Origin of the sequence: Cryobacterium sp. MP_M3 (genome assembly GCF_015752155.1) — a bacterium.
Lineage (GTDB): Bacteria > Actinomycetota > Actinomycetes > Actinomycetales > Microbacteriaceae > Cryobacterium.
In genome coordinates, this window is sequence record NZ_JADOVI010000003.1 from 82379 (window position 1) to 107776 (window position 25398).

26 protein-coding genes and 2 tRNA genes are annotated in these 25398 nt (G+C 68.9%); 10 read left to right on the plus strand and 18 right to left on the minus strand.

Translation table 11 applies throughout. The features are described from left to right. Positions 1-55 precede the first annotated feature (55 nt). The 5 genes from valS (at position 56) to IWX89_RS05000 (ending at position 4663) form a co-directional block, all read left to right on the plus strand. Complete coding sequence (gene valS, locus IWX89_RS04980) at positions 56-2638, plus strand: valine--tRNA ligase (RefSeq protein WP_196902471.1); 2583 nt, start codon at positions 56-58, stop codon at positions 2636-2638. 9 nt (positions 2639-2647) lie between these two features. After that, positions 2648-3094 carry a GNAT family N-acetyltransferase gene (locus tag IWX89_RS04985; protein WP_196902472.1) on the plus strand — a complete coding sequence of 149 codons (447 nt, stop codon included), beginning with the start codon at positions 2648-2650 and terminating at the stop codon, positions 3092-3094. 1 nt (position 3095) lies between these two features. After that, on the plus strand, positions 3096-3362 hold the full coding sequence (locus IWX89_RS04990; RefSeq protein WP_196902473.1) for a hypothetical protein: 267 nt from the start codon (positions 3096-3098) through the stop codon (positions 3360-3362). A gap of 15 nt (positions 3363-3377) precedes the next feature. Further along, entirely contained in the window at positions 3378-3806 is a 429-nt protein-coding gene (arr, locus tag IWX89_RS04995) for an NAD(+)--rifampin ADP-ribosyltransferase (protein WP_196902474.1), read from the plus strand. A gap of 71 nt (positions 3807-3877) precedes the next feature. Then, complete coding sequence (locus tag IWX89_RS05000) at positions 3878-4663, plus strand: isocitrate lyase/phosphoenolpyruvate mutase family protein (RefSeq protein WP_196902475.1); 786 nt, start codon at positions 3878-3880, stop codon at positions 4661-4663. 36 nt (positions 4664-4699) lie between these two features. On the opposite strand, the gene IWX89_RS05005 is transcribed toward IWX89_RS05000, so the two are convergent. Genes IWX89_RS05005 through IWX89_RS05010 form a run of 3 tightly spaced genes read right to left on the minus strand, consistent with a single transcriptional unit; the run spans position 4700 to position 8167 of the window. Next, positions 4700-5920 (minus strand): thiolase family protein, encoded by a 1221-nt coding sequence (locus tag IWX89_RS05005; RefSeq protein ID WP_307836428.1) that lies wholly within the window; start codon positions 5918-5920, stop codon positions 4700-4702. Beyond that, positions 5901-7325 carry an AMP-binding protein gene (locus tag IWX89_RS18385; protein ID WP_307836429.1) on the minus strand — a complete coding sequence of 475 codons (1425 nt, stop codon included), beginning with the start codon at positions 7323-7325 and terminating at the stop codon, positions 5901-5903. The genes IWX89_RS05005 and IWX89_RS18385 overlap by 20 nt, the downstream gene beginning before the upstream one ends. Positions 7326-7333: 8 nt before the next feature. Then, positions 7334-8167, minus strand: coding sequence for a methyltransferase domain-containing protein (locus IWX89_RS05010; RefSeq protein WP_196902477.1), 834 nt, complete (start codon positions 8165-8167; stop codon positions 7334-7336). A 66-nt stretch (positions 8168-8233) separates the two neighbouring features. Here IWX89_RS05010 and IWX89_RS05015 point away from each other — a divergent pair, with 66 nt between their 5' ends. Then, positions 8234-10267, plus strand: coding sequence for a M3 family metallopeptidase (locus IWX89_RS05015; RefSeq protein WP_196902478.1), 2034 nt, complete (start codon positions 8234-8236; stop codon positions 10265-10267). 108 nt (positions 10268-10375) lie between these two features. Here the strand turns inward: IWX89_RS05015 and IWX89_RS05020 are convergent, their stop codons facing one another. From IWX89_RS05020 to IWX89_RS05050, 7 genes are all read right to left on the minus strand, one after another. Then, positions 10376-11398 carry a 1-aminocyclopropane-1-carboxylate deaminase gene (locus tag IWX89_RS05020; protein ID WP_196902479.1) on the minus strand — a complete coding sequence of 341 codons (1023 nt, stop codon included), beginning with the start codon at positions 11396-11398 and terminating at the stop codon, positions 10376-10378. A gap of 67 nt (positions 11399-11465) precedes the next feature. After that, positions 11466-12140 carry a GntR family transcriptional regulator gene (locus IWX89_RS05025; RefSeq protein WP_196902480.1) on the minus strand — a complete coding sequence of 225 codons (675 nt, stop codon included), beginning with the start codon at positions 12138-12140 and terminating at the stop codon, positions 11466-11468. Between the two features lie 116 nt (positions 12141-12256). Further along, complete coding sequence (gene clpX, locus IWX89_RS05030; protein WP_196902481.1) at positions 12257-13537, minus strand: ATP-dependent Clp protease ATP-binding subunit ClpX; 1281 nt, start codon at positions 13535-13537, stop codon at positions 12257-12259. Positions 13538-13744: 207 nt separating this feature from the next. Next, positions 13745-14416 (minus strand): ATP-dependent Clp protease proteolytic subunit, encoded by a 672-nt coding sequence (locus tag IWX89_RS05035; protein ID WP_134507476.1) that lies wholly within the window; start codon positions 14414-14416, stop codon positions 13745-13747. Positions 14417-14432: 16 nt separating this feature from the next. Continuing rightward, positions 14433-15032, minus strand: a complete 600-nt coding sequence (locus tag IWX89_RS05040; RefSeq protein ID WP_134507475.1) for an ATP-dependent Clp protease proteolytic subunit — start codon at positions 15030-15032, stop codon at positions 14433-14435. A gap of 192 nt (positions 15033-15224) precedes the next feature. Then, complete coding sequence (tig, locus tag IWX89_RS05045; protein WP_196902482.1) at positions 15225-16619, minus strand: trigger factor; 1395 nt, start codon at positions 16617-16619, stop codon at positions 15225-15227. A 43-nt stretch (positions 16620-16662) separates the two neighbouring features. Next, positions 16663-16736: transfer RNA gene (locus tag IWX89_RS05050), tRNA-Pro, on the minus strand. Positions 16737-16904: 168 nt separating this feature from the next. On the opposite strand from IWX89_RS05050, the gene IWX89_RS05055 reads away from it, so the two are divergent. Then, positions 16905-16978 (plus strand) — tRNA-Gly (locus tag IWX89_RS05055). Positions 16979-16993: 15 nt separating this feature from the next. On the opposite strand, the gene IWX89_RS05060 is transcribed toward IWX89_RS05055, so the two are convergent. Beyond that, the gene (locus tag IWX89_RS05060) at positions 16994-17509 is read right to left on the minus strand and encodes a hypothetical protein (RefSeq protein ID WP_196902483.1); all 516 of its coding nucleotides are present in this window, start codon (positions 17507-17509) and stop codon (positions 16994-16996) included. A 117-nt stretch (positions 17510-17626) separates the two neighbouring features. Here IWX89_RS05060 and IWX89_RS05065 point away from each other — a divergent pair, with 117 nt between their 5' ends. Together IWX89_RS05065 and IWX89_RS05070 are read left to right on the plus strand one after the other, a co-directional pair. Further along, positions 17627-18280, plus strand: coding sequence for a YigZ family protein (locus IWX89_RS05065; RefSeq protein WP_196902484.1), 654 nt, complete (start codon positions 17627-17629; stop codon positions 18278-18280). 47 nt (positions 18281-18327) lie between these two features. Further along, positions 18328-18732 carry a VOC family protein gene (locus IWX89_RS05070; RefSeq protein ID WP_196902485.1) on the plus strand — a complete coding sequence of 135 codons (405 nt, stop codon included), beginning with the start codon at positions 18328-18330 and terminating at the stop codon, positions 18730-18732. 32 nt (positions 18733-18764) lie between these two features. Here IWX89_RS05070 and IWX89_RS05075 read toward each other — a convergent pair whose 3' ends face one another. From IWX89_RS05075 to IWX89_RS05085, 3 genes are all read right to left on the minus strand, one after another. Further along, on the minus strand, positions 18765-19346 hold the full coding sequence (locus tag IWX89_RS05075) for a dienelactone hydrolase family protein (protein ID WP_196902486.1): 582 nt from the start codon (positions 19344-19346) through the stop codon (positions 18765-18767). Positions 19347-19401: 55 nt separating this feature from the next. After that, positions 19402-19602 carry a hypothetical protein gene (locus IWX89_RS05080; RefSeq protein WP_134507470.1) on the minus strand — a complete coding sequence of 67 codons (201 nt, stop codon included), beginning with the start codon at positions 19600-19602 and terminating at the stop codon, positions 19402-19404. Positions 19603-19763: 161 nt separating this feature from the next. Beyond that, on the minus strand, positions 19764-20741 hold the full coding sequence (locus tag IWX89_RS05085; protein WP_196902487.1) for an L-lactate dehydrogenase: 978 nt from the start codon (positions 20739-20741) through the stop codon (positions 19764-19766). Here IWX89_RS05085 and IWX89_RS05090 point away from each other — a divergent pair. Next, positions 20740-20925, plus strand: coding sequence for a hypothetical protein (locus IWX89_RS05090; RefSeq protein WP_196902488.1), 186 nt, complete (start codon positions 20740-20742; stop codon positions 20923-20925). The two genes, IWX89_RS05085 and IWX89_RS05090, sit on opposite strands and share 2 nt — an antisense overlap. Positions 20926-20986: 61 nt before the next feature. On the opposite strand, the gene IWX89_RS05095 is transcribed toward IWX89_RS05090, so the two are convergent. The 4 genes from IWX89_RS05095 to IWX89_RS05110 form a co-directional block, all read right to left on the minus strand. Beyond that, positions 20987-21673, minus strand: coding sequence for a response regulator transcription factor (locus IWX89_RS05095; RefSeq protein ID WP_307836430.1), 687 nt, complete (start codon positions 21671-21673; stop codon positions 20987-20989). A gap of 4 nt (positions 21674-21677) precedes the next feature. Continuing rightward, entirely contained in the window at positions 21678-23105 is a 1428-nt protein-coding gene (locus tag IWX89_RS05100) for a sensor histidine kinase (protein WP_196902489.1), read from the minus strand. A gap of 136 nt (positions 23106-23241) precedes the next feature. Then, complete coding sequence (locus tag IWX89_RS05105) at positions 23242-24723, minus strand: amidohydrolase (protein ID WP_196902490.1); 1482 nt, start codon at positions 24721-24723, stop codon at positions 23242-23244. Further along, complete coding sequence (locus IWX89_RS05110; RefSeq protein ID WP_196902491.1) at positions 24720-25379, minus strand: FMN-binding negative transcriptional regulator; 660 nt, start codon at positions 25377-25379, stop codon at positions 24720-24722. Before IWX89_RS05110 ends, IWX89_RS05105 begins: the two co-directional genes overlap by 4 nt. Positions 25380-25398 lie beyond the last annotated feature (19 nt).

Here is a 25398-nt window from a genome sequence, read left to right on the forward strand (position 1 = left end):
AATACTCAGGCACCTCACCAACGACACGGTGCCGCACACAGACAAACGGAGAAACATGACCGCCGCCAGCGTTCCGGACAAACCGGCCCTCGAGGGTCTCGAAACCAAGTGGGGCGGCAGCTGGGAAGACTCCGGCACCTACCGGTTCGACCGGGACTCCGCCACCCGCGCGAACATCTACTCCATCGACACCCCGCCGCCGACCGCGTCCGGCTCGCTGCACATCGGGCACGTGTTCTCCTACACGCACACCGACGTCATCGCCCGCTTCCAGCGGATGCGCGGCCGCGACGTGTTCTACCCGATGGGCTGGGACGACAACGGCCTGCCCACCGAGCGCCGGGTGCAGAACTACTACGGCGTGCGCTGCGACCCTTCCCTCCCCTACGCGGACGACTTCACCCCGCCGTTCGAGGGCGGCGACGGCAAGAGCAGCAAGGCCGCCGACCAGCTCCCGATCAGCCGCCGTAACTTCATCGAACTGTGCGAGCGCCTCACCATCGAGGACGAGAAGCAGTTCGAGGCCCTCTGGCGCACCCTCGGCCTGAGCGTGGACTGGACCCAGACCTACCGCACGATCGGCCACGATTCGCTGATCACCTCCCAGCTCGCGTTCCTCGGCAACGTGGAGCGCGGCGAGGCCTACCAGGCGATGGCGCCGACCCTGTGGGACGTGACCTTCCGCACCGCCGTGGCCCAGGCGGAGCTCGAAGACAAGGAGATGCCCGCCGCCTACCACCGGGTGTCGTTCCGGAAGCCCGACAACAGCACCATCGAGATCGAAACCACCCGCCCCGAACTGCTGCCAGCCTGCGTGGCCCTCGTCGCGCACCCCGACGACGAACGGTACAAGGCGCTCTTCGGCACCGTCGTGCGCACCCCGCTCTTCGACGTGGAGGTGCCGATCCTCGCGCACCACCTCGCCCAGAAGGATAAGGGCAGCGGAATCGCGATGATCTGCACCTTCGGCGACGTGACCGACGTGGTCTGGTGGCGCGAACTCGACCTGCCCAACCGCGCGATCATGGGCTTCGACGGCCGGATCATCGCTGAGGCCCCCGCCGTCATCGTGAGCGAGGCCGGCCGTTCCGCCTACGCCCAGCTGGCCGGCAAGACGGTCTTCTCCGCGAAGCAGGCCGTGGTGGAACTGCTCCGCGCGAGCGGCGACATGATCGGCGAGCCCAAACCGATCGTGCACCCGGTCAAGTTCTTCGAAAAGGGCGACAAGCCGCTTGAGATCGTGTCGACCCGCCAGTGGTACATCCGCAACGGTGCCCGCGACGAGGCCCTGCGCTCCCGCCTCATCTCCCACGGCGCCGACCTGCAGTGGCACCCCGAGTTCATGCGCGTTCGCTACGAGAACTGGGTCAACGGCCTCACCGGCGATTGGCTGGTCTCCCGCCAGCGCTTCTTCGGCGTCCCCCTTCCTGTCTGGTACCCGCTGGATGCCGACGCCAACCCGGTCTTCGACCAGCCGATCGTGGCCACCCGCGACCTGCTCCCGGTCGACCCGTCGTCCGACACCGCTCCCGGCTACAGCGCCGACCAGCGCGGGGCCGCGAACGGTTTCGTCGGAGAGGTCGACGTGATGGACACCTGGGCCACGTCGTCGCTCACCCCGCAGCTCGCCGGCGGCTGGGAACGCGACCCCGAACTGTTCGATCTCGTCTACCCGTACTCGCTCCGCCCGCAGGGCCAGGACATCATCCGCACCTGGCTGTTCTCCACCCTGCTCCGCGCCGAGCTCGAGCACGGCGTGTCACCGTGGCAGCACGCGGCGCTGTCGGGCTTCATCGTCGACCCCGACCGCAAGAAGATGTCCAAGTCCAAGGGCAACGTGGTGACCCCGGCCGACATGCTCGAGCAGCACGGGTCCGACGCGGTGCGCTACTGGGCCGCATCGTCGCGCCTGGGCACGGATGCCGCGTTCGACCCGAAGAACCCCACCCAGATCAAGATCGGCCGTCGCCTCGCGATCAAGATCCTGAACGCCTCGAAGTTCATACTCGGCTTCGACGGCGCCGCTGACGCGCCTGTCACCGAGCCGATCGACCAGAGCATGCTCGCCCGCCTCAGCGTCGTCGTCGGCCAGGCCACGGCCGCGTTCGAGGGTTACGACCACGCCCGGGCCCTCGAACTCACCGAGAGTTTCTTCTGGACCTTCTGCGACGACTACCTCGAGCTGGTCAAGGAACGCGCCTACGGCGAGAGCGGTGCCGGCCAGGCGTCGGCTGTCGCCGCGCTCCGCACGGCCCTCGCCACCCTGTTGCGCCTGTTCGCGCCGTTCGTGCCGTTCGCCACCGAGGAAGCCTGGTCCTGGTCCAATGACGGCTCGGTGCACCGGGCACCGTGGCCGAGCCAGGCCGAGCTCGCCGCGGGCAGCGCCGGCAACGTCGCCCTGCTCGATTTGGCCAGCCGGGCGCTCACCGGCATCCGGCGCGCCAAGACCGATGCGAAAGCATCCCAGAAATCTGCCGTCGCATCTGCTGTAATTAGCGGAACGGCCGCTGAGGTTGCCTTGCTCGCGCAGGCTTCCGATGATCTGCGGGCCGTCGGTCGTATCTCGGAATTGGTTTTTGTCGATGGCAGCGAATTGGCTGTCACTGACATCGTGCTCGACACGGTGCCAGAAAGTTAGGAGAACCGGATGTCAGTCAAGGTACGAACACTGGGCGACAAGGACTTTTTCTCGTGGTTAGGCCTCTTCGAGGGCTACAGCGAGTTCTACAAGAGTGCGCTCACCGATGAGAAGGCGCTCCAGGTCTGGAGCTGGATCATCGACAAGAACCACGTGCTCGCCGGAGCGGTCGCCGTCAATGACGAGGGTGACTTCATCGGTTTCGCCCACTATCGCGAGGTGCCGAACACGCTCAGCGCGACCCGCGGGCTCTACCTGGACGACCTGTTCGTGGTCCCCGAGTCGCGCAGCACCGGGGTGGGACGCGCCCTGATCGAGTTCGCGAAGCAGTACGCCACCGAGCACCACCTCAGCACCATGGCGTGGATCACGGCTGCCGACAACGTTGAAGCCCAGCGCCTGTACGACGATGTCGCCACCCGCACGGACTGGGTCACCTACGAGATCGAGCTCTAGAGTGCAGCTGGGAAACCGCTTTCCACTCGGCGGACCGGTTCCGGCGGGACTGCCGCACGTGGTCGAGATCGCGATCCAGGCGGTCGAGGAGGAACTCGCCGCCCTGGGCGAGGACAACAGCGGCTGGCGATGGACGCTGACCTGGCTCGAGGCCCAGCCGGTGCTCGAGCTCGACGACGGCACCGTCATCCGGTACAACCCGGGCGAGGACAGCGCCACCATCACCCAGCCTGCCGTGGCCGTTGAGGACGACGAGGACTGGATCTAGCAGGCGGGAGAGTCCATGGGGAACGAGCCCAAACCATTCGAAGTTCACGAATCCGGGGCCCTGCTTCACGGCACCAAGGCGGACCTGGCGGTCGGGGACTTTCTGATGCCCGGCCGCGGCTCGAACTTCGAAGAAGGACGAACCGCGAATCACATCTACCTGACGAGAACCCTGGATGCCGCAACCTGGGGAGCTGAACTGGCCGCGGGCCAGGGCCGTGGGCGGATCTACATCGTGGAACCGACGGGCACCCTCGAAGACGACCCCAATCTGACGGACAAGAAGTTCCCCGGCAATCCGACCCGGTCGTATCGCACCAGGGAGCCGGTTCAGATCGTCGGCGAACTCGTGGACTGGACCGGACACCCGCCCGATCAGGTGCAGGCCATGCGAGACGCCCTCGCCGATCTGAAACGCCGGGGCCTCGCCGCCATCGACGACTGAGGGCGCTTGCGCGCGCACCGCGCGCCAGTATGCTCGTGACCAGTATTCCGACTCTCTGGGACGGGAACCAAATGGTCACTTTTCGGGAACTCCACTACTCCGGTGCGCCACTCCTGCTGCCCAATTCCTGGGACGTCGGCTCGGCCCTGGCGTTCGCGGCCGCAGGATTCCCCGCTGTCGGCACCACCAGCTTCGGCATTGCGGCCAGCGCCGGCCTGCCCGATGGCGACCGGTCCAGCAAGGCAGCGACGGCCGCACTCGCGGCGCGGCTGTGCCGCCTGCCTGTCCACGTCACCACGGACATCGAGGACGGCTACTCAGATGATCCCGCGGAAGTGGCCGGATTCGTGGCCGGCCTGGCGGCCCTGGGCGTGGCCGGGATCAACCTGGAGGACAGCACGGCCGGGCACCTGGTGGATCCTGCGGCCTTCGCCGCCAAAGTCGCCGCCGTCAAACGACGCTGTCCTGACCTGTTCGTGAATGCCCGGGTGGACAACTTCTGGTTTGCCGAACAGGCCACGGTGGAAGCCGTGCTGCTCCGTGCCCGCGCCTACGCCGACGCCGGGGCCGACGGGATCTTCGTTCCCGGAGCTCTGGCCCCGGAGGACATCCGGCGCATCACCGCCGGGATCGGCCTGCCCGTCAACCTACTGGCGCATCCCACGCTGACCGTTGCCGAGCTGGGGCGGCTGGGCGTCGGGCGAGTCAGTTCCGGTTCCCTGCCCTACCGCGCGGCGGTCGACGCGGCCGTGAACGTTGCCGTCGCCCTGCGCGACAACCTGCCGACCCCGGCCGCCACCCCCTACTGGGACATGCAGTCGCGGCTCCTGGACTTCAACCGGCGCACCGCGCCCTGACCGGCGTCGGCCAACACCCGCCCGGTCCAGCGGAAATCACCGCCCGGGCCCCGCCCCTCCCCGTCCGTCCCAACGCCAGAGGGCCGCGACGCCCAGTCCCCCGGCGATGCTCACGGCGGTGAGGCCGACCTCCCCCGGCGAGGCGGAGGCCCGGCACTGCCGCAGCAGGCCGAGCACCAGCAGCGCCCCGCTCGCGCCGAACGGATGGCCGACGGCCAGCGCCCCGCCCTGCCGGTTGGCGCGCTCCTCCGCGATGCCCAGGAGATCCAGTGACGCCAGCACCTGGGCTGCGAAGGCCTCATTGAATTCGATCCGGGACAGGTCCGGGCCCTCAAGCCCTTGACGGGAGAGCACCAGCCGGGCCGCCTCGCCGCCGCCGATGCCGAGCAGGTTCGGGTTCGTGCCCGTCACCGCCGAATCGACGAAGCGCAGCCCGCCGCCGAGGCCGAGGGCATCCGCTGTCCTGCGGCTGGTCACCAGCACGGCGACGGCCCCGTCGGCGTCGGCGCAGGAGTTGCCGGCGGTGACGGTTCCCCCTGGCCGGAAGGCGGGCCTGAACCGGCTCAGCAGATCGGCCGTGAGGCGGGGCCGCGGGCCCTCGTCGGCGCCGACCAGTCCGGCATCGGTGCGGAGGGAGACGATCTCCTCGGCCAGCTGTCCTGACTTGCCGGCCAGGATGGCCAGCCGGTGGCTGCGCAGTGCGAACGCGTCCTGTCGCTCCCGGGTGATGCCGAACCGGTCGGCCACATTCTCGGCGGCGACGCCCATCTCAGGGTCGCCGACCTCGTCCGGGGAGAACCGCACCCGGTCGAAGAAGTCAGGGCGCCCGGGCGTCGAGGTGAGCCGATGGGCCCGGAGCGGTGCCGTGCTGCAGCTCTCCACCCCGCCGGCCAGGTAGATGTCGCCGGCGCCCGCGGCGATGAGGCGGCAGGCCAGGACGATGGCTTCGAGGCCGGAGCCGCACTGGCGGTCGACGGTCAGGCCCGGCACCGTCACGGGCAGGCCCGCGCGCAGCAGGGCAAGGCGGGCCACGTTGCCGCCTCCGCCGACCGCGTTGCCGATGATGACGTCGTCGACCGTCTCCGGGGCGACGCCCGCGTCGGCCAGCAGCCCGGACAGCACCGGCGCGAGCAGCCGGTCGGCCGTGAGCGTCGCCAGGGTGCCGTTCACCCGGCCGAAGGCGGTGCGGCGGCCGAGGAGGATGACCGGCTCGCGGTCGGCGCCCGGGCGGGCAGCGTCAGTCGAGTGCGGTGACACGCGGGTCTCCCTCGGTGATCCAGCGGGTGAGAAGATGGCGGCTGAGTTTGCCGCCGGGGGCAAGGGGCAGCGCGGCGAGCCGGTAGTAGGACCGGGGCCGTTTCGCTCCCGTGAGCGCGGCGGCGCAGGCCCGCCGCAGCGCCGCCGCGTCGACCTCGGGGCCGCCGAGGACCGCCACGACGAGCCGGGTGCCCCGGCGGGCATCCGGCACGCCGACCGCGACGACGGATGCGACGCCCGGCAGGCCCTGCAGGGCCGCCTCGACCTCCTGCGGGTACACGTTCTGGCCGGCGGTGACGATCATGTCCGCCCGCCGGTTCCGGAAGTGCAGCACGTCGTCCCGGTCGAGGAAGCCGAGGTCGCCGACGGTGCACCAGTCCCCGTCGCGGCGGAAGGCCTCGCCGTCGTCGCCCCAGGCATAGCCGTTGCTGACCAGGTCGCTGCGCACGAAGATCGTGCCGGTTTCGTTCGGGGGCAGTTCCCGCCCGGCCTCGTCCCTGATGCTCAGGGAGACCCCGGGGAACGCGCGCCCGACGGCCGTGGCATCCGTTCCGGGTGCATCCCCCGGGCGCAGCGTGGACGCTGCGATGAAGCTGAGCTCGGCAGCCCCGTAGTACTCGTGGATGGTCGCGTTGGGCGCGAACCGTCGTGCGGCGGCCAGGGTGGCGGGATCCAGCCGGGCCCCGGCGCTGATGATGCAGGTCAGCCCCCGGCCGTCGACCCCGCCGGCCACGCCGCGTTCGGCGAGCAGGCGCAGCACGGTGGGCACCAGGACGAGCCGGGTGATCTCCCGGTCGGCGACGCAGGCGAGGGCGGCGGCCAGGTCGAAGTCCGGCAGCGTGACGAAGGTGCCGCCGGCGTGCAGGGACTCGGCCAGGGCGTACAGGGTGAGGCTGGACGACAGCGGTCCCGGCGCGAGCGTGCGATCGTGCCGGGTCAGCCCGAAGTAGTCCGTGCCGGCTGCGAATGAGCGCCGCCAGGATTCCCGGGTGCGGGTGAATGCCTTGGGCAGGGAGGTGGTCCCGGAGGTGAACCCGTAAAGGACGACGGACTCTGGGCGCCCGTCGGCCAGTTCCGGGACGGAACCGGCCGGGGGCCGCTGCCGGCGCCGGGAACCCTCGGTGGCCAGCCTTTGGGTGACGGCCTCCCGCTGGGCGACCGGCCAGCCCGGGTCGAGCACGGCGACGGCGCCGTCGCCGGCGAGCCCGGCGGTGAGGGCGACGGCGAAGTCGATGCCGTTGGGCAGGCTGATGACGGTGATGAACGCCCGGTCGGCGTCATCGGGCAGCGCGCCGGTTGCCCGGGCCGCCAGTCCCGCGAAGCTGAGCCGGTCGGCACCGACCTCGACGGCCGTCGCGCCCGGCTGGTGCCGGGCCCAGTGGTTCAACTGATCCAGGAAGGGCACCCTTGATGCTACTTCCGGGCGATGATCTCGCCGTGCGGCATCCCGAACCAGCCGTCGGGGTCGGCCGCCCACTGCCGCCAGGCCGCCGCGATCTGTCGCAGGTCGGCGAGGTCGGCCGCGCCGACCTCGATCGCGTGCGCCGCGAAAGCGGATTCGGTGGCGCGCACGGCCCAGGATTCTCCCCACCACTCCCGTTCGGCGTCCGAGGCGAAGCACCAGATCGACGCGCTGCTGGCGACACCGGTGAACCCGGCCTGCCGGGCCCAGGCCTTCAACGCCCGCCCCGCGTCGGGGTCGCCGCCGTTCCAGTAGTGCACGTCACGGTAGGCGGTCATCCACAGCAGCAGGCCGGGCAGTTTGGGATACATCATCACCCCGCCGTAGTCCACGTCCCGCGCGGCGAACACCCCGCCGGGCCTCAGCACCCGCCGGATCTCCTTCATCGCCGCGACCGGGTTGGCGACGTGCTGCAGCACCTGGTGGGCGTGCACAATATCGAAGGACTCATCCGGGAAGTCCAGGGAGTAGACGTCGCCGACCTGGAAGACCACGTTGCGCACGCCCTCGTCGAAGGCGAGGCCGGCCGCGCGGTGGATGATCTCCTCCGCGGCGTCGATGCCGGTGACCTGGCCGGGTGAGAGGCGCCGGGCCAGGTCGACCGTGATGGTGCCGGGCCCGCAGCCCACGTCGAGGAGGGTCGATCCGGGGTCGAGGTGTGGGATGAGGTAGGCCGCCGAGTTCGCCACGGTGCGCCAGGTGTGCGAGCGGAGCACGCTTTCGTGGTGACCGTGCGTGTAGTGGTCGCGCGGTGCGGTCTCGGGGCGTTCGGGCTGGTCGGTCATGCCCTGAGCCTACGCACGGAAGCGGAACCGGTGTCGGTCGAACTAGGTTTGTTTCATGGTGAATCGATGAATCCCTTCTCGCGTCCAAGCACGCTCCCGTTCCAGCTGCCCCCGTTCGCGGAGATCGCCGAGGAGCACTACCGCCCTGCCTTCCTCGAGGGAATGGCGCAGCAGCGGGCCGAGGTGGCGGCCATCGGAGCGAATCCGGAGCCGCCGACGTTCGAGAACACCCTGCTGCCGCTCGAGCGCAGCGGCCAGGCGTTCAGCCGGGTGGCGGAGGTCTTCTTCAACCTGAGCTCGTCGCACTCGAGCGACTTCACCAACGCGCTCGAGGAGGAGCTGGCGCCGTTGCTCGCCGCGCACGCCGACGCCATCCGCCTCGACCCCGCGCTCTTCGCCCGCATCGCCGCCGTGCATGAACAGAGGGAGGCGCTGGGCCTCGACCCGGAGTCGCGGTACCTGGTCGAACGGTACTTCACCGAGTTCACGCTCGCCGGGGCCGGCCTGTCGGACGCGGACAAGGCCGTCCTGCGCGACCTGAACGCGCGGCTCGGTGTCGCCGGCACCCGGTTCGAGAAGAACCTGCTGGCGGACACGAACGACCTGGCCCTCGTGATCGAGGATGTCGCCGAGCTTGACGGGCTCTCGGCCGGGGAGATCTCGGCGGCCGCCCTGGCCGCCGAATCCCGCGGGCTGGCCGGCCGGTACGTGATCACCCTCGTGCTTCCCACCAGCCATCCCTATCTGGCGCAACTCACCAACCGGGGCGTGCGGGAGCGGCTGCTGGCCGCCTCGCGCGCCCGCGGCATCCGTGGCGGTGCCCACGACAACCGGGCCCTGGTGCTCGAGATCACCGCCCTCCGCGCCGCCCGGGCCCGGCTGCTCGGGTTCGCCAACCATGCGTCCGCGGTCACGGCGGACGAGACCGCGAAGACGCCGGGCGCGGTCGCCGACCTGCTCGGACGGCTCGCGCCGGCCGCTGCCCGGAACGCGCTGGCCGAGCAGGCGGACCTACAAGCGGTCATCAACAGTGAGGGCGGTGGTTTCACCCTGGCCGCCTGGGACTGGGCGTTCTACACCGAGAAGGTGCGCCGGGCCCGGTTCGACGTGGACAGCCAGGCCATGCGGCCCTACTTCGAACTCGAACGCGTGCTGCACGACGGCGTCTTCTTCGCCGCGACCAGCCTCTATGGGGTGACGTTCACCGAACGTGACGACCTGGTCGCCTGGCACCCGGAGGCCCGCGTCTTCGAGGTCGCCGAGGCCGACGGCTCCCCCGTCGGGTTGTACATCCTCGACCTGTACACCCGGGACTCCAAACGCGGCGGCGCCTGGATGAACCCCCTCGTCTCCCAGTCCGCGCTGCTGGGCACCCCCGTGGTGGTCTGCAACAACCTCAACGTGCCCAAACCCTCGACCGGCGAGCCCACCCTACTCAGCTACGACGAGGCGACGACCCTGTTCCATGAGTTCGGCCATGCCCTGCACGGTCTCTTCGCCCGGGTCACCTATCCGAAGTTCGCCGGCACCAGCGTCTACCGGGACTTCGTCGAGTTCCCCAGCCAGGTCAACGAGATGTGGTTGCTCTGGCCGGAGGTGCTGGCGAATTTCGCGAAGCACACCGTGACCGGCGAGAGCATGCCGCAGGAGCTGGTCGACCGCATCCGTGCCTCGGCGACCTTCAACGAGGGGTTCCTCACCAGCGAATACCTCGCGGCGGCCCTGCTCGACCAGGCCTGGCACCTGATCGACACCGACACGGTGGTGACGGATGTCGCGGAGTTCGAGGCATCCGCCCTCGCCGCCGTCGGCCTGGCGAACAAGGCGGTGCCCACCCGCTACGCGAGCACCTACTTCGCGCACACCTTCGCCGGCGGTTACGACGCCGGCTACTACTCGTATATCTGGAGCGAGGTGCTCGACGCTGACACGGTGGACTGGTTCACCGAGAACGGCGGCCTCACCAGGGAGAACGGCGACCGGTTCCGGCGCCGCCTGCTGGGCGTCGGCGGCAGCATGGACCAGCTCGCGGCCTACCGCGACTTCCGCGGCCGGGACGCCCGGATCCAGCCCCTGCTCGACCGGCGCGGCCTGAACTAGCCGCGCCCGCACCGCCCCGCCGCAACCAGAAATTGTTGCCGCTGCGGACAACTGTGGCTGGCATAACAGCCACACTTGTCCGTGGCGGCAACAGTCGGTTCCCGGGGGTCAGTGGTAGAGCGCGCTGTAGGCGTTGATCGCGGGCTGACCGCCGAGGTGGGCGTAGAGCACATTGCTGCCGGGGTCGATGTCGCCGCTGCGGACGAGGTCGATCAGGCCCGCCATGGATTTGCCCTCGTAGACGGGGTCGATGATCACGCCCTCCAGGCTCGCGGTGAGCCGAATGGCCGCGTTGGTCGACTCGACCGGGATGCCGTAGTACTCGCCCGCCCAGCCCTCGAGCACGGTGATCTCCGCGTCATCGATGGGACGCCCCACGCCGATCAGCTCGGCCGTGTTGCGGGCGATGCGGGCGACCTGGTCCCGGGTGGCCTCGATCTTGGCGGAGGCGTCGATGCCGAGCACCCGTCGCTTCCGTCCGCCGAAGTTGGCCTCGAGATCGGCGAACCCGGCGATCATGCCCGCGTGGGTGGATCCGGTGACGCTGCACACCACGATGGTGTCGAAGAAGACGCCGAGGTCCTGTTCCTGGGCGGCCACCTCGTGGGCCCAGTTGGCGAAACCCAGCCCTCCCAGGCGGTGGTCCGAGGCACCGGCCGGGATCGGGTAGGGCGTTCCGCCTGCCGCCTGGACGTCGGCGATGGCCTGCGTCCAGGAATCCTTGAAGCCGATGCCGAAGCCCTCGGACGAGATGCGCACGTCGGCGCCGGTGAGCCGTGACAGCAGGATGTTGCCGACCCTGTCGTTGACGCTGTCCGGCCAGTTCACCCACTGCTCCTGCACGAGCACGGCCTTGAGGCCGAGGTGCGCGGCGACCGCGGCGACCTGACGGGTGTGGTTGGACTGGATTCCGCCGATGGAGACGAGGGTGTCCGCGCCCTGGGCGAGGGCGTCCGGAACCAGGTATTCGAGTTTGCGGGTCTTGTTGCCGCCGAAGGCAAGCCCGCTGTTCACGTCCTCCCGTTTGGCCCAGATTCGTGCGCCGCCGAGGTGGGCGGTGAGCCTGTCCAGGGGATGGACCGGGCTGGGGCCGAAGGTGAGCGGATGACGGGGAAAGTCGCGCAGTGCCATGGGTTCCTCTGGGTCGGGCTGATGCGGGGGCGGGTGATGCGGGGGCGGGGACGGTGGTGTTGCCGGGTCAGTCGTCGTCGGGTTCGGCGGCCGTGGCCAGGATCCGGCCCAGGGTGAGCCAGTTCTCCCGCACGGCCACGCCGGCCGCATCGGCCTGTCCGGCCGCACAGAGCCGGATGATCCGTTCGTGGTCGGTGACGGATGCCCGCCCGGCCAGCGACGAGAAACGCGCCCGTTCGAGCCGCCTCAGGGTGGGGGTGACCTGCTCGAGCAGCGCGGGCAACAGCTCATTGGCGCTGGCGCGCACGGTAACGGCGTGGAAGTCGTCGTCCGCGGCGATTGCGGCGGCGATGTCGTTCGCGGCGAGAGCGCGCCGGAATCGTTCGTTGGCGGCCTCCATTGCGGCGATGTCGCCCATGGTCAGTTGCGCGACAGCCTCGCGGGCGGCGAGCTCGTGCAACGCCGCCGCGATGGCCTGGGCGCCGAGGGCCAGGCGTTCGTCAAGCGGGGCGACGACGGTCTGTCGCGCCCGTTCGGTGCGCACCAGGCCGGCGGTCTCGAGCCGGGCGATGGCCTCGCGGATGGGTGTTCGGCTCACCCCGAGCCAGGACTCGAGTTCCGCGTCGCGCAGCTTCTCCCCCGGTGCGAGGGTGCCGTCCACGATGGCGGTGCGCAATGCCTCGTAGGCGTAGTCGCGCAGCGAGGCGGGACGGTGGGAGGCATCTCGAGCGGGAACCGGCATGCGATATATTACATATCTGAGATGCCGGGCCTGTCAAGTCCTCCGAAAACAGAACCGCCCCCAGCCAGAGGCCGAGGGCGGTTTCGTCAGGAAGTCGCGTGGGAAACGCAGACGGGTCAGGCGGACTTGTCCACCCGGCGTGGCTTGTGCAGCACGATGGTCGGCTCGGCGTTGTCGAGCACGGCGGCCCGGGTCACGACGACCCTGGCGACTTCGGAGCTCGACGGCACCTCGAACATGATCGGCCCGAGCACCTCTTCCATGATGGCGCGGAGGCCGCGCGCACCGGTCTTGCGCAGCACCGCCAGGTCGGCGATGGCTTCCAGTGCCGGCTGCTCGAATTCGAGTTCGACGCCGTCGAGTTCGAACATGCGCTGGTACTGGCGCACGAGCGCGTTCCGCGGCACGGTGAGGATCTGCATCAGGGCCACCTGGTCGAGCTGGGTGACTGTGGTGACGACGGGCAGCCGGCCGATGAATTCGGGGATCAGGCCGAACTTGTGCAGGTCTTCGGGAAGCACCTCGCTGAAGAGGTTGACGTCGTCGCCCTTGCTGTGCAGCGGAGCGCCGAAACCGATACCCTTCTTGCCGGCCCGCGTGGAGATGATGTCGTCGAGGCCCGCGAACGCGCCGGCCACGATGAACAGCACGTTCGTCGTGTCGATCTGGATGAACTCCTGGTGCGGATGCTTGCGGCCGCCCTGCGGCGGAACGGATGCGACCGTGCCTTCGAGGATCTTCAGCAGCGCCTGCTGCACACCCTCGCCCGAGACGTCGCGGGTGATCGACGGGTTCTCGGCCTTGCGCGCGATCTTGTCGATCTCGTCGATGTAGATGATGCCGGTCTCGGCCCGCTTGACGTCGTAGTCGGCGGCCTGGATCAGCTTGAGCAGGATGTTCTCGACGTCTTCACCGACGTAACCAGCCTCGGTGAGGGCGGTCGCATCCGCCACCGCGAAGGGAACGTTCAGCCGCTTCGCGAGGGTCTGGGCGAGGTAGGTCTTGCCACAGCCGGTCGGGCCGATCAGCAGGATGTTGGACTTGGCGATCTCCACGTCGTCGTGGATGGCGTCGGCGGCGGTGAGGGTGGCCCGGGCTCGCACCCGCTTGTAGTGGTTGTAGACGGCAACGGCGAGGGCACGCTTGGCGGCTTCCTGCCCGATGACGTATTCCTCGAGGAAACCGAAGATCTCCTTGGGCTTGGGGAGGTCGAACTCGCCGTTGCCTTCTTCGGCGCCGGCCTCGGCCAGGCGTTCCTCGATGATCTCGTTGCACAGCTCGACGCACTCGTCGCAGATGTACACACCGGGACCGGCAATGAGCTGCTGGACCTGCTTCTGGCTCTTCCCACAGAAGGAACACTTCAACAGGTCGGCACTCTCGCCTATTCGGGCCATCCGTCAGCCTCCTCCATCGGTATCGCCGGTAACGCTGAACTGAGCCTAGCCTGTGCCTGTGACTGTGGTGTGCAAGCCGTGCGGACCGGTGGAAATACGATAACGGCGGCTGGGCGAGAAACGGCCGTGAGGCCCTGAAACCGGCGGATGCCCGGCTGTTGGCCAGCCGGGCATCCGCCGTCTTCGACGTGCGATTGTTGCGAAGCGCTACTTGACGAGCGTGGGAACGTTCTTGCGGCTGGTCAGGATCTGATCGATCAGGCCGTATTCGAGGGCCTCGGGGGCGCCGAGGATCTTGTCGCGGTCGATGTCCTTGTGAACCTGCTCCGCCGTGCGGTTGGAGTGGTGGGAGATGGTGAATTCCAGCCACTCACGCATCCGCTGGATCTCGGCGGCCTGGATTTCGATGTCGGACGCCTGCCCGCCACCCTGCCCGCCGGCCGAAGGCTGGTGGATGAGGATGCGCGCGTTCGGAAGGGCGAGGCGCTTTCCGGGCGTTCCGCCGGCGAGAAGCACGGCGGCGGCCGAGGCCGCCTGGCCGAGGCACACCGTCTGGATGTGCGGTCGGATGTACTGCATCGTGTCGTAGATCGCCGTCATCGCGGTGAAGGAACCACCCGGTGAGTTGATGTACATCACGATGTCGCGGTCGGGGTCCTGGCTCTCCAGTACAAGGAGCTGGGCCATGACGTCATCGGCTGACGCGTCGTCGACCTGCACCCCGAGGAAGATGATGCGGTCCTCGAACAGTTTCGCGTAGGGGTCCTGACGCTTGTACCCGTAGGCGGTGCGCTCTTCAAAGGTCGGGAGGATGTAGCGGGCCTCGGGCGACTGCGGGGCGCGGCCCCCGGCCTGGTGACCAAAATTCGTGAATTCCATGTCGTTTCTGCCCGTCCTACTTCTTGTTCACTGAGTCGTCGGTGCCGCCGCCGCCGACCACATCCGACGCGAATTCGCGCAGGTGGTCGACGAAGCCGTATGCCACGGCCTCCTGGGCGGTGAACCAGTTGTCGCGGTCGTTGTCGATGAGGACCTGCTCGACCGACTTGCCGGTCTGCTCTGCGGTGAGTTCGGCCATCCGCTTCTTCATGTCCAGGATCACCTTGGCCTGGGTCTGGATGTCGGCGGCGGTGCCACCGAATCCGCCGGACGGCTGGTGCAGCAGGACGCGTGCGTTCGGGGTGATGTAGCGCTTGCCCTTGGTGCCGGAGGACAACAGGAACTGGCCCATCGAGGCTGCGAGGCCGATGCCGACGGTGACGATGTCGTTGGGTACGAACTTCATCGTGTCGTAGATCGCCATTCCGGCCGTGATCGAGCCGCCGGGCGAGTTGATGTACAGGAAGATGTCCCGCTCAGAGTCCTCTGCGGCCAGCAGCAGGATCTTGGCACAGATCTCGTTGGCGTTCTCGTCCCGAACCTCTGAACCGAGCCAGATGATGCGGTCTTTGAGCAGTCGGTCAAAAACGCCGGGTGTAGGTGCCATATCGGCCATGTCGCGCTCCGTTTCGCTTGTCGCTTCAGAATGAATCTATAGGGTCCAACGCGCGAGAACGGCCGTGTTCGCCCTCGGCAGATTGCGCGCCGCCGCCGCGAGGCTCCCCGGAACGCCGAAGTGACGACGACAGGGCCGACACGCAAAAACGGGGCCGGATGTCTGCGACATCCGGCCCCGTTTCGTGGCGTGCTACTTCTTTGCTGCGGCCTTCTTCTTCGGCTTGGCCGGGGCGGCGTCGGCCTCGGGTGCCTCGTCGGCCTCTTCGGCGTCGTCCTCGGTGTCGTCAGCTTCGGCGGCGTCGTCGTTCGCGGCGACGGCGGCGAACTCGGACAGGTCGACCGGCGCCCCGTTGGAGTCGACGACCTCGGCCTTGCCGAGGGCGATCGCGAGGGCCTTGTTGCGGGCGACCTCGGCAACCATCGACGGGATCTGACCGTTGCCGCTCAGCGCCTGCACGAATTCGCTCGGGTCCATGCCGTACTGGCTGGCGCCCTGGATCAGGTACTGGGTGAGCTCGTCCTGGCTGACCTGGACCTTCTCGGCCTCGGCGATCGTGTCGAGCAGGATCTGCTGGCGGAAGGTCTTCTCGCTGGACTCGGTGACCTCGGCGCGGTGCTCGTCGTCCTCGAGGCGGTTCTCGCCCTCGAGGTGGCGGCGCACCTCGTCTTCGATGATCGAGGTCGGGATCGGAACCTCGACCGAGGCGAGGAGCTGCTCGACGAGCTTCTCCCGGGCCTGGCTGCCCTGTCCGAAGGCCTTTGAACGCAGGACCTGCGCCTTGAGGCTCTCGGTGAGCTCGGCCATGGTGTCGAACTCGCTGGCGATCTGCGCGAAGTCGTCGTCGGCGGTCGGAAGCTCGCGCTCCTTGACGGCGATGACCTTGACGGTGATCTCAGCGGTCTCGCCCTCGTGGTCGCCACCCATCAGCTTCGAGTTGAAGGTGGTGGTCTCGCCGGCGCTGAGGGAGTCGAGCGCCTCGTCGATGCCGTCGATCAGGTCGCCGGAGCCGACCTCGTAGGAGATGCCGGTCGCGTTGTCGACCTCGACCTCGTTGATGCTGGCGACCAGGTCGATCTGGGCGAAGTCGCCGGTGGTGGCGGGGCGGTCGACCGTGACGAGCGTGCCGAAGCGGCTGCGCAGCTGGTCGAGTTCCTCGGTGACGTCTTCATCGGACACCTCGACGGCGTCAACGGTGAGCTTCAGGCCCTCGTAGGCGGGAAGGTCGATCTCGGGGCGCACGTCGACCTCGATGGCGAGGAGCAGGTCTCCGGAGAAGTCCTTGTCGCTCGGCCATTCGACGATGTCGGCTTCCGGGCGGCCCAGGGGGCGCAGCTTGTGCTCTTCGACGGCCTTGCGGTAGAAACCGTCGAGGCTCTCGTTGACCGCGTGCTCGAGCACGGCGGACTTGCCGACGCGCTGGTCGATGATGGGCGGCGGAACCTTGCCCTTGCGGAAACCGGGGATGTTGATGTCCTCGGCAATGTGCCCGTAGGCGTGGGTGATGCTGGGCTTCAGCTCCTCGGGGGTCACCGCAATGGTGACCTTGGCGCGCGTGGGACTCAGCTTTTCGACCGTGGACTTCACGTGGGTATCTCCTGTGTTCGAACGATGTTCTGGGGGGTGACTGTCGGGGCGACAGGATTCGAACCTGCGACCTCTCGGCCCCAAACCGAGCGCTCTACCAAGCTGAGCTACGCCCCGGATTTTCTCTCAACCCGTTGGAGTCATGCTCCTGACGCGCAAAGCTCACGCACCAGCGGAATGACCTCGGTAAGTCTACTGCACGGTCAGGACGCGAAAGCGACCCGCCGTGCATCCGTCACCCCGGAAGGTGTACTACAGTAATCGAGTGCGCGGGAGACCGCGCCTGGGGATGTAGCTCAATGGTAGAGCCTCAGTTTTCCAAACTGATGGCGCGGGTTCGATTCCCGTCATCCCCTCCAGATTGGCCGGCCGGGTTACTTCTTGCCCTTCTTGTCGTCCACTATTCCGCCCAAGAGGCCGCCGATGGCTCCACCGAGCACCCCTCCGGCCGGGCCTCCCAGTAGCGACCCGATGCCGGCTCCGATACCCGCCAGGCTGGACCCGTAGCTCACCCTGGCGATCGTGACCGTCGTCGTTCCTTCAGGATTCACGGCGATATCGAACGACCCGACAGCGGCCGACGCGACAACCAGCGCGACCGGGCTGGCTTTGCCGCCTGCGGCGAGTTTGCCGTAGACCTCCCGTGACTCGAAGAATGCCCGCTGGGGGTCTGCCTTCCCTTCCCCCGCCTCGAACCCGAGCTTGTAGAGGGCCAGCAGCGTCTGCACTTCGTCGTCGGTGATCAGTTCGGCCGCTTCCAGCCGGTCCAGGATCGCCTTGTGATCGGCGACCAGGTCGCCGTTGTTAGCCTCCATGATGCGGCGCGCTTCCGCCCGCGCGGCCTGCATCAGTCCTGCGATGTCCGTACCCAGGTACGTTTGAGTCTTCATCGTGCCCCTCCTCTGAGTTTTCCTCAGTTCAGTAAAGCACCGCACGTCCAGCACGGCGCGGTCGGTTTCGCCCCGCTGTCCGAACCGCACCAGGTGATAACGCGAGAGACTGGTCTCATGCCCGATCTCACCTTGCACGGCGGCATCGGCAGCCGCGTCGACACCGAGATCGACGTGAAGCGATCCAGGTTCCTCTGCCGACTGGTCAGGACCGAGACCGAGGATGCCGCGCGTGCTGCGGTCGACGACGCACGCAAGGAACATTGGAGCGCACGTCACCACTGCTCGGCATACGTGCTCGGCCCGACCGGCACTCCCGATCAGGTGCGCCGGGCCAATGACGACGGTGAACCGTCGGGGACTGCGGGGCGGCCCATGCTCGAGGTGCTGTCCGGGCGCGGTTTCGTCGATTGCACGGCCGTCGTCACCCGCTACTTCGGGGGCACCCTCCTCGGTGCCGGCGGCCTCGTGCGCGCCTACTCGGATGCTGTCCTGACCACGATCGACGAGGCCCAGTCCCGCGGGTTGGTCGTGCACCGCGCACGCCGTGAACTCTTCACGCTCGCGTTGTCCCACGCGGATGCCGGCCGGATCGAGGCCGAGTTGCGCCAGCGCGGCGTGCTCATCCTGGGTACGGACTACGGGCAGGACGCAGTGCTGCGGATCGCGCACGAGGACGCCGCGCTGCTCGCCGCGGTCGTCGCCGGCGTCACGTCCGGAACCGCGCAGCTCGAATCCCTCGGCCACGAATGGGTCGACGTCTCCCCCTAGGCTGGGCCGCAGAAAGACACTCAGCAGCACGCGAACTCGGAGGTTGCATGAAACGAGTCACCGGCATTGGCGGCATCTTCTTCACGGCCAGAGACGCTCCGGCACTGCAGGCCTGGTACAAGCTGCACCTCGGGATCGATGTCCAGGACTGGGGCGGCACGGCATTCACCTGGGCCGACGGCGCCGGCAAGCCCGTCGATGGAACCACCATCTGGTCCATCGGTGCCGCGCAGGACGCCCCCTTCGCGCCCAGCACCGCTCCGTTCATGGTCAACTACCGGGTCGAGGATCTCGACGCCCTGGTTGAAGTCCTGCGTGAAGAAGGCTGCACCGTTCTGGAGAACCCGGACGCTCAGGAGAACACGAACGATTCCGAATACGGGAAGTTCGCCTGGGTGATCGATCCGGAAGGAAACAAGGTAGAACTCTGGCAACCGCCCGCGGGCCAATGACCCGCCGGGCCCGGCTGCCTGAATCGAGTAGGCTACCCGCGAATCCGGCCCAGGAAATCGATGACCCGGTGCAGCAGGAGTTCGGTCGCATCCGCGTCGAAGGAGGGCAGGGAGTTGTCGGCGAAGTAGTGCTGATCCCCCGGGTAGAGGAACAGCTCGGCGCTCGGAGCAGAGGCGACGATGGCCCGGGCCGCATCGAGGTCACCCTCGCCGACGAAGTACGGGTCGGCATCCATGCCGTGGATCTGCACCGGAACGTCGACCGGCCAGGCCCCGCCGAACTCGGCGACAGGCACACAGGAGTAGCACAACACCGCGCCGAGGGCGCCCGGGCGCGTCTGGGCGAGCATCTGGGCGGGCACCACGCCCAGCGAGAAACCGGCGAAGACGAGGTTGTCGCCGATGGCGTCGGCGGCCCTGGTTCCGCGTTCCATGACCTCGTCGAACCCCAGTTCTGCGACGAAGGACATGCCGGCTTCGATGCTGTCGAACGTGCGGCCGTCGAACAGGTCGGGCGTGTGAACGTCATGTCCGGCGGCGCGCAGCCGGTCGGCGAACGCGGTGACCCCCGGAGTCAATCCCTGTGCGTGGTGGAACAGGACGAGTTGAGTCATGGCCGAGTCCTTTCTGGCTCTCCGGCTCTGCGCGAACAGGCTTGGTTCCGCTCTATCAGGCGCCGATCAGGAGCAACACGTGGTAAACAACGTAGACCGGCCAGACGATGGCCTGGAGCAGACCCAGGATGACGCCCCAGAATGTGCCCGTCGAGAGGGAGATGAAGTAGATGGCCGCTCCGATATAGGCCAACAGGAAAACGAAGCCCCAGGGCCCGTCCCGCACGATCACGCGTGCCCGACCGTCCGTCGCCATCTGATCCTCCTCTGTCGCGATGCCGTCATTGTGTGCACACCTAACCGGCAGGTTAGACGCAGCATCCGAAGTGCGACAGCCCACGAGTTCGTGTGAACCGGGATTGATTGACCGGGTATCTCGCAGCCCGGCCTGGGCGATTACGAATTCAACCGCCGGGCTCAGGCCAGTCCGAGCCTGTCCAGGGTCGCCCGGAGGGTGTCGGCCGAGTGCTGGAACAGGGTCTGCTCCGAGTCGGAGAACGGCACCTCGATCACCCGGGACACGCCATCGGCGTTGACCACGGTCGGCACCGACAGCGCCACGTTGCTCACGCCGCGGTATCCGGTCAGGACCGAGCTGACCGGCAGCACGGCACCTTCGTCCCGCAGCACGGCCTCCACGATCCGTGCCCCGGAGAGACCGATCGCGTAGTTGGTGGCACCCTTTCCGGCGATGACCCGGTACGCCGCGGTCTTGACGTCCTCGGTGATGGCCTCGAATTCGGCCTCGGAGAACTTGGCGCGCCCGTTGGTGACCGGTGAGATGTCATCCGCCACCCACTGGGCGAGCGAGATCGGGCCGACCCTGGCCTGGGACCAGAGCGGGAACTCCGAGTCGCCGTGCTCGCCGACGATCACGGCGTGCACGTTCGCGATCGCCACGTCGACCCGGTGGGCGAGCAGCCAGCGCAGCCGTGAGGAGTCGAGCACGGTTCCGGAGCCGAAGACGCGGGCCGACGGGAGTCCACTGAACCGCAGGGCCGCGTAGGTGAGGATGTCGCAGGGGTTGGTGACGATCATGTACACGGCATCCGGGGCGCGCTCGACGAGCTTGGGCATCAGTTCGCGCAGGATCCCCACGTTGACCCCGGCCATGTCGAGGCGGGACTGGCCGGGGTGCTGCCGGGCTCCGGCCGTGATCACGACCATGTTGGCGCCCGCGATCGCGTCCAGGTCCGACCCGCCCGACACGCAGGATGCGCCGGTGAACTGGGTGCCGTGGGCGAGGTCGAGCACCTCGGCCTCGACCTTGGCCTCGTTGATGTCGTAGAGCACAACCTCGCGCGCGGACTGGCGGATCAGGGCGGCGTAGGCGAGGGAGGTGCCCACGGCACCGGCCCCGATGATGGCCAGCTTGGAGTTCTCGATTGCGCTCATGGTCCTATCCTCCCCCCTCGGCCCGGCATCCGTGTGCGCGCCCACCCCGGTGATCGAGCTCGCCCCTGAACTCCGCGCCGACCGGGCCCCCGTTCCCGGTCACCTCTGTTCCGAATTCAGGTGTGGAGCCCGGACCAGTGCGACGGATGCCCGCCGCACCGCCCCGCCCGACCTGTTCTCCTGAATTCGGAACACCCCGGGGGTGCGACAAACCGGGGTGCGACTCCTGGGAGAGGGCGAGGGGCTCAGTGCCGGAGGAAGGCGAGCACCGCGAGCACCCGGCGGTGGTCCGAGCCGGAGTCGTCGAGCTGCAGCTTCTGGAAGATCGAGGTGACGTTCTTCTCCACCGCGCCGACGCCGATCACGAGGGCGGAGGCGATGCCCACGTTCGTGCGACCCTCGGCAATCAGAGCGAGCACGTCGCGTTCCCGCGGGGTGAGCGCCGCGAGCGGGTCGGTGCGGCGCCCCAGCAGCTCGCGCACCACCTGCGGGTCGAGCACGGTACCGCCGGCGCTGATCCGGGTGAGCGCGTCGGTGAGGTCGTCCAGCGACGCCACCCGGTCCTTGAGCAGGTAGCCCATGCCACCCTCTCCGGCCGCGAGCAGCTCATGGGCGTAGGTGCCCTCCACATACTGGCTGAGCAGCAGGATGCCCACCGACGGCAGCCGGCGCCGCAGCTCCAGTGCGGCACGCACGCCCTCGTCGCGGAAGGAAGGCGGCATCCGCACGTCGAGCACGGCGATGTCCGGCCGCAGCGCGTCGACCTCGGCGAGCAGCGCGTCGGCGTCCCCGTAGGACGCGACGGTCACGAAGCCGGCCTCATCGAACAGCCGGATCAGCCCCTCCCGGAGCAGGAGCGAATCCTCGGCCAGCACCAGCCGCAAGGGGGTGGCCGCCGGTGCGGCATCCGTCACGCTCGCGGGCTGGGTCACCTGTTCAGGATAGGGCGATCGAGCTGGGCGCGGTGTCGGTCAGGGGGATATGCGCCCCCACTGCGGTCGGACCGCCCGCCGGGCTGTCGATCGAGAGCACCCCGCGCAGACCGCGGAGGCGCTCGTCGAGGCCTCGCAGGCCGTGCGCCTCGGTCGGGACCGCACCGCCCACGCCGTTGTCGATCACCCAGAGGTCCAGCCAGGTGGTGTCGTCGTCCGGCACCCGGCGAAGCGCCAGGTGCAGCCGGATGCCGGTGGCCCGGGAATGCTTGGCGGCGTTGGTGAGCAGCTCGGACGCCGCGAAGTACGCGCTGCGTTCGATCTCGGACGGCAGCCGCAGTGCCGGGTCGACGGTCAGTTCGAGTTGCACGGGGATGGTGCTGCGGGCGGCGAGCGATTCGAGGCCGGCGATCAGGCCGCGGTCCTGGAGGATCGGGGGGACCAGGCCGCGGGACAGCGCGCGCAGCTCCTCGAGGGTGTCGTGCGCCTGCTGCCTGGCCTCGGTGAGCAGCCCCCGCGCGGCCGCCGGGTCGGTGTCGAGCTTGCGCTCGGCGCTGGCCAGGTCCATCTGCAGGCGCACCAGGCGCTGCTGGGGTCCGTCGTGGATGTCGCGCTCGAGCCGGCGGAGCGACCGGTCCTCCGCGGAGACGGCGGCCCCGCGAGACGCACTCAGGTCGGCGACCTCACGCTGGAGGGCCTCGGAGCGCCACGCGCCGAGCAAGCCCCGGGCGATGAACTGGTGCATCGCGGTGAATCCCCGGGTGATGAAGGGCAGAGTGGCCAGGAATGCCGCACCCAGGATGAGCTGGAACAGGCTCTCGGCGACGAACGGGTCGATGGCCAGCGTGTTGCCCTGCAGCATCCAGTCGGTCAGGAGTTTGGAGAGCGGCACCCTGACCCCGTTGCCGTTCTCCAGGAACCGGCCCCAGAACCAGTAGCTGATCCCGCCCAGCCCGACCGACAGCCAGACCACGGTGACGATCCAGCTGACCAGTCCCGCGATGAAGTTGACGACCATGCCGTGCAGCAGGTACAGCCAGTAGTGCCCGTTGACGAGCGGGCCGAGCACCGTGCGGAGCGGCGTCGCCGGTTCGCCGGGCGGGTCCCAGCGTGGCGGCGTGATCGGGTTCTGCCCTGCCCAGCGCAGCCGGGCCAGCTCGAACATGCCGAACCCCCGGGCGATGTAGAGGGCCAGCACGACGATGAACAGGCCGACGAAGATGGCGATGATGCCGGCACCCGTGAAGAACACGGTGCTGAGCAGGGAGAGCCCGACCACGGCTATCGGCAGCGTCGGCAGCAGGAAGCCGAGCTCCCGCGGCACCCGGCGCCACAGCGCCCGATAGCCGCCCCGCCGCACAACCGGGTCCTGCACGGTGTTCTCCCTCTGGTCGTCGATCGTCGTGGGTGTAGTCGTTTCGGTGGTGCTCATGCTCTTCCTCCAGCCAGTGTGCCTGCATCCAGCATTCCCGGCGGGAGGTCCCGGCGGCATCCGGCTGGCAACCGGATCTCCTCGGGGGAAAACCCCCGCACGCGGTCGCCCGGAGGCGCACAATCGGGGCTTCGGGTCAGGGCTGGAGCGTGTTGTGCGTGAACCGTCCGGCAATCAGGGTGGCGGCCACCGGCATGAGCCGGAGGTCGGCAACGGATGCGACGAACGGGTCGGTCTCGCAGACCGCCAGGTCGGCCACGTCGCCGACGGAGATCCGGTGCCGGCCGCGGGCGGATGCGGCGAGCGCCGCCTGCCGGGAGATCGCCTGCCCCGGCTGCCACGGCTCTCGTGCTCCCCTGGTGCGACCGACCGCCGCCGCAATGGTGACCCAGGGATCCAGCGGCGCGACGGGGGCGTCGCTGCCAAGCGCCAGGGTCGCGCCCGCGTCGAGCAGGGATTTCAGCACGAAGGCCCGTCCGGTGCGGCCGGCCCAGTAGCGGTCGGCGACGTCCCGGTCGTCGAGGGCGTGCTCGGGCTGCACGCTCGCGACGACACCGAGCGCCGCGAACCTGGCCACATCCTCGGCACGGAGCAGTTGGGCATGTTCGATGCTCCCCGAGCAGCCGACCTCGGCGAAGGCGTCGAGGGCCAGGGCGTTCGCCCGGTCGCCGATCGCGTGCACGGCGGGGCGGATGTCCCCGGCCGCCGCCCGGCGCATCAGGCTGACCAGCCGGTCCTGGGGCACGGTGAGCAGCCCGTGCGAACCGGGCCGGCCCGCCAGCCCGGGGTACTCGTCGAAGCAGTACGCGGTGCGGGTGTTGAGCGACCCGTCCGTGATGACCTTGAACGGCCCCATCACGCCCAGCCCACCCGTGCCCTCGAGCACGGCCCCTGAGCGCAGACCGAGCGTGATGGCCCGCTCCAGGTGCCGGCTGTAGACGCTGGTCTCGACCCTCAGCGTGTCGGTCCCGGCCGCGATCCGGCGTTGCCAGTCGCCGGGGTTCCAGGCCATCTCCATCTCCACGATTCCGACCACGCCGCGGGCGGCCGCGGCGCGCGCCGCCGTGTCGACCCAGCCGTCCATCACCGCGTCGGGCACGGTGCCGAGGGCGTTGACAACGGCGAATGCCTCGTCTTCGCGCAGGAGCCCGGTGGGGTGGTCGGGGAAGCCGTACTCGGCGAGCGCTGCCGAGTTCAGCCAGCAGCTGTGCAGGTCACCGCTGACGAGCACGACGGGGAGGCTGCCGGAGGCGTCGTCGAGCACGGCCCGGCCCGGGGCATCCGGCCAGAGGCCGTCGCGGAATCCGAAGCCGACGAGGGGCTCCCCCGGCGGCGTCAGCCGGGCGCGTTCGCCAACGAGCCCGGCCGCCTCGGCCGCACTGGTCGTGGCGGACAGGTCGAGGCGGCGGGCGGTCTGCGCCCACTGGCTGAAATGCACGTGGTTGTCCCACAGCCCGGGGATCAACCAGCGCTCGCCGAGGTCGACGCTCTCCTGCCCGGGCGCCGCCTTGTCCTGGTACCCGATCTGACGGATCACTCCGTCGGTGACCGTGACGTCAACGCGTTCGTCGCTGCCGGGCAGGCGGGCGTTGCGCAGGGTGAGCGAGAGCCCGGTCACGACCGGTCGCTCGGCGTGTCGGCCCGGCCGTGCACCCGGCGCATCTCGGCGGCGAGGGTCGGGCTGGCATAGGGCCCCGAGCCCTCCAGTTCGGTCAGGATCCGGGCGACGGTCTCGGCGGGCCGGTTCTGGCTGAGCTTGCTCTTGGCTACCACCCGGGTCACCCGCAGCCGGAAGCCGACCGTGCCGGCCGAGATCCGGGCGGCGTAGGCGGCGTTCTCTGCGGTGCCGTTCAGCCGCCGGGGCTCGGGCATCCGGTCTTCGAAGTGGTCGACGAGCCGGTCGAGCACGGCGAGGTTCTCGGCGGCGCTGAGCAGTTCGGGGGTGCCGTAGAGGTGGGCGGTGATGAAGTTCCAGGTGGGGACGGCCGGTGATGCGTCGTACCAGCCGGGCGAGATGTAGCCGTGGGGCCCCTGGATCACCACCAGCAGTTCGTGCCGGCCGAGCTCATGCAGTTGCTCATCGGGCCGGCCGACATGGCTCAGCAGCACGATCTCGTCGCTGTCCTCGCTGTCGTCGTCGAGCACGACCGGGTAGTGCGAAGCGACGAGTTCCCCGGCGGAGGTGTGACTGATCATGGTCGCCCAGGGGTTCTCCCGCACCAGGCGCCTGATCTCGGCCGGGTCGTCGAGCGCGAAGGAGGGATTGTGTCTCATCGGGAGAGGTTCCTGTCTC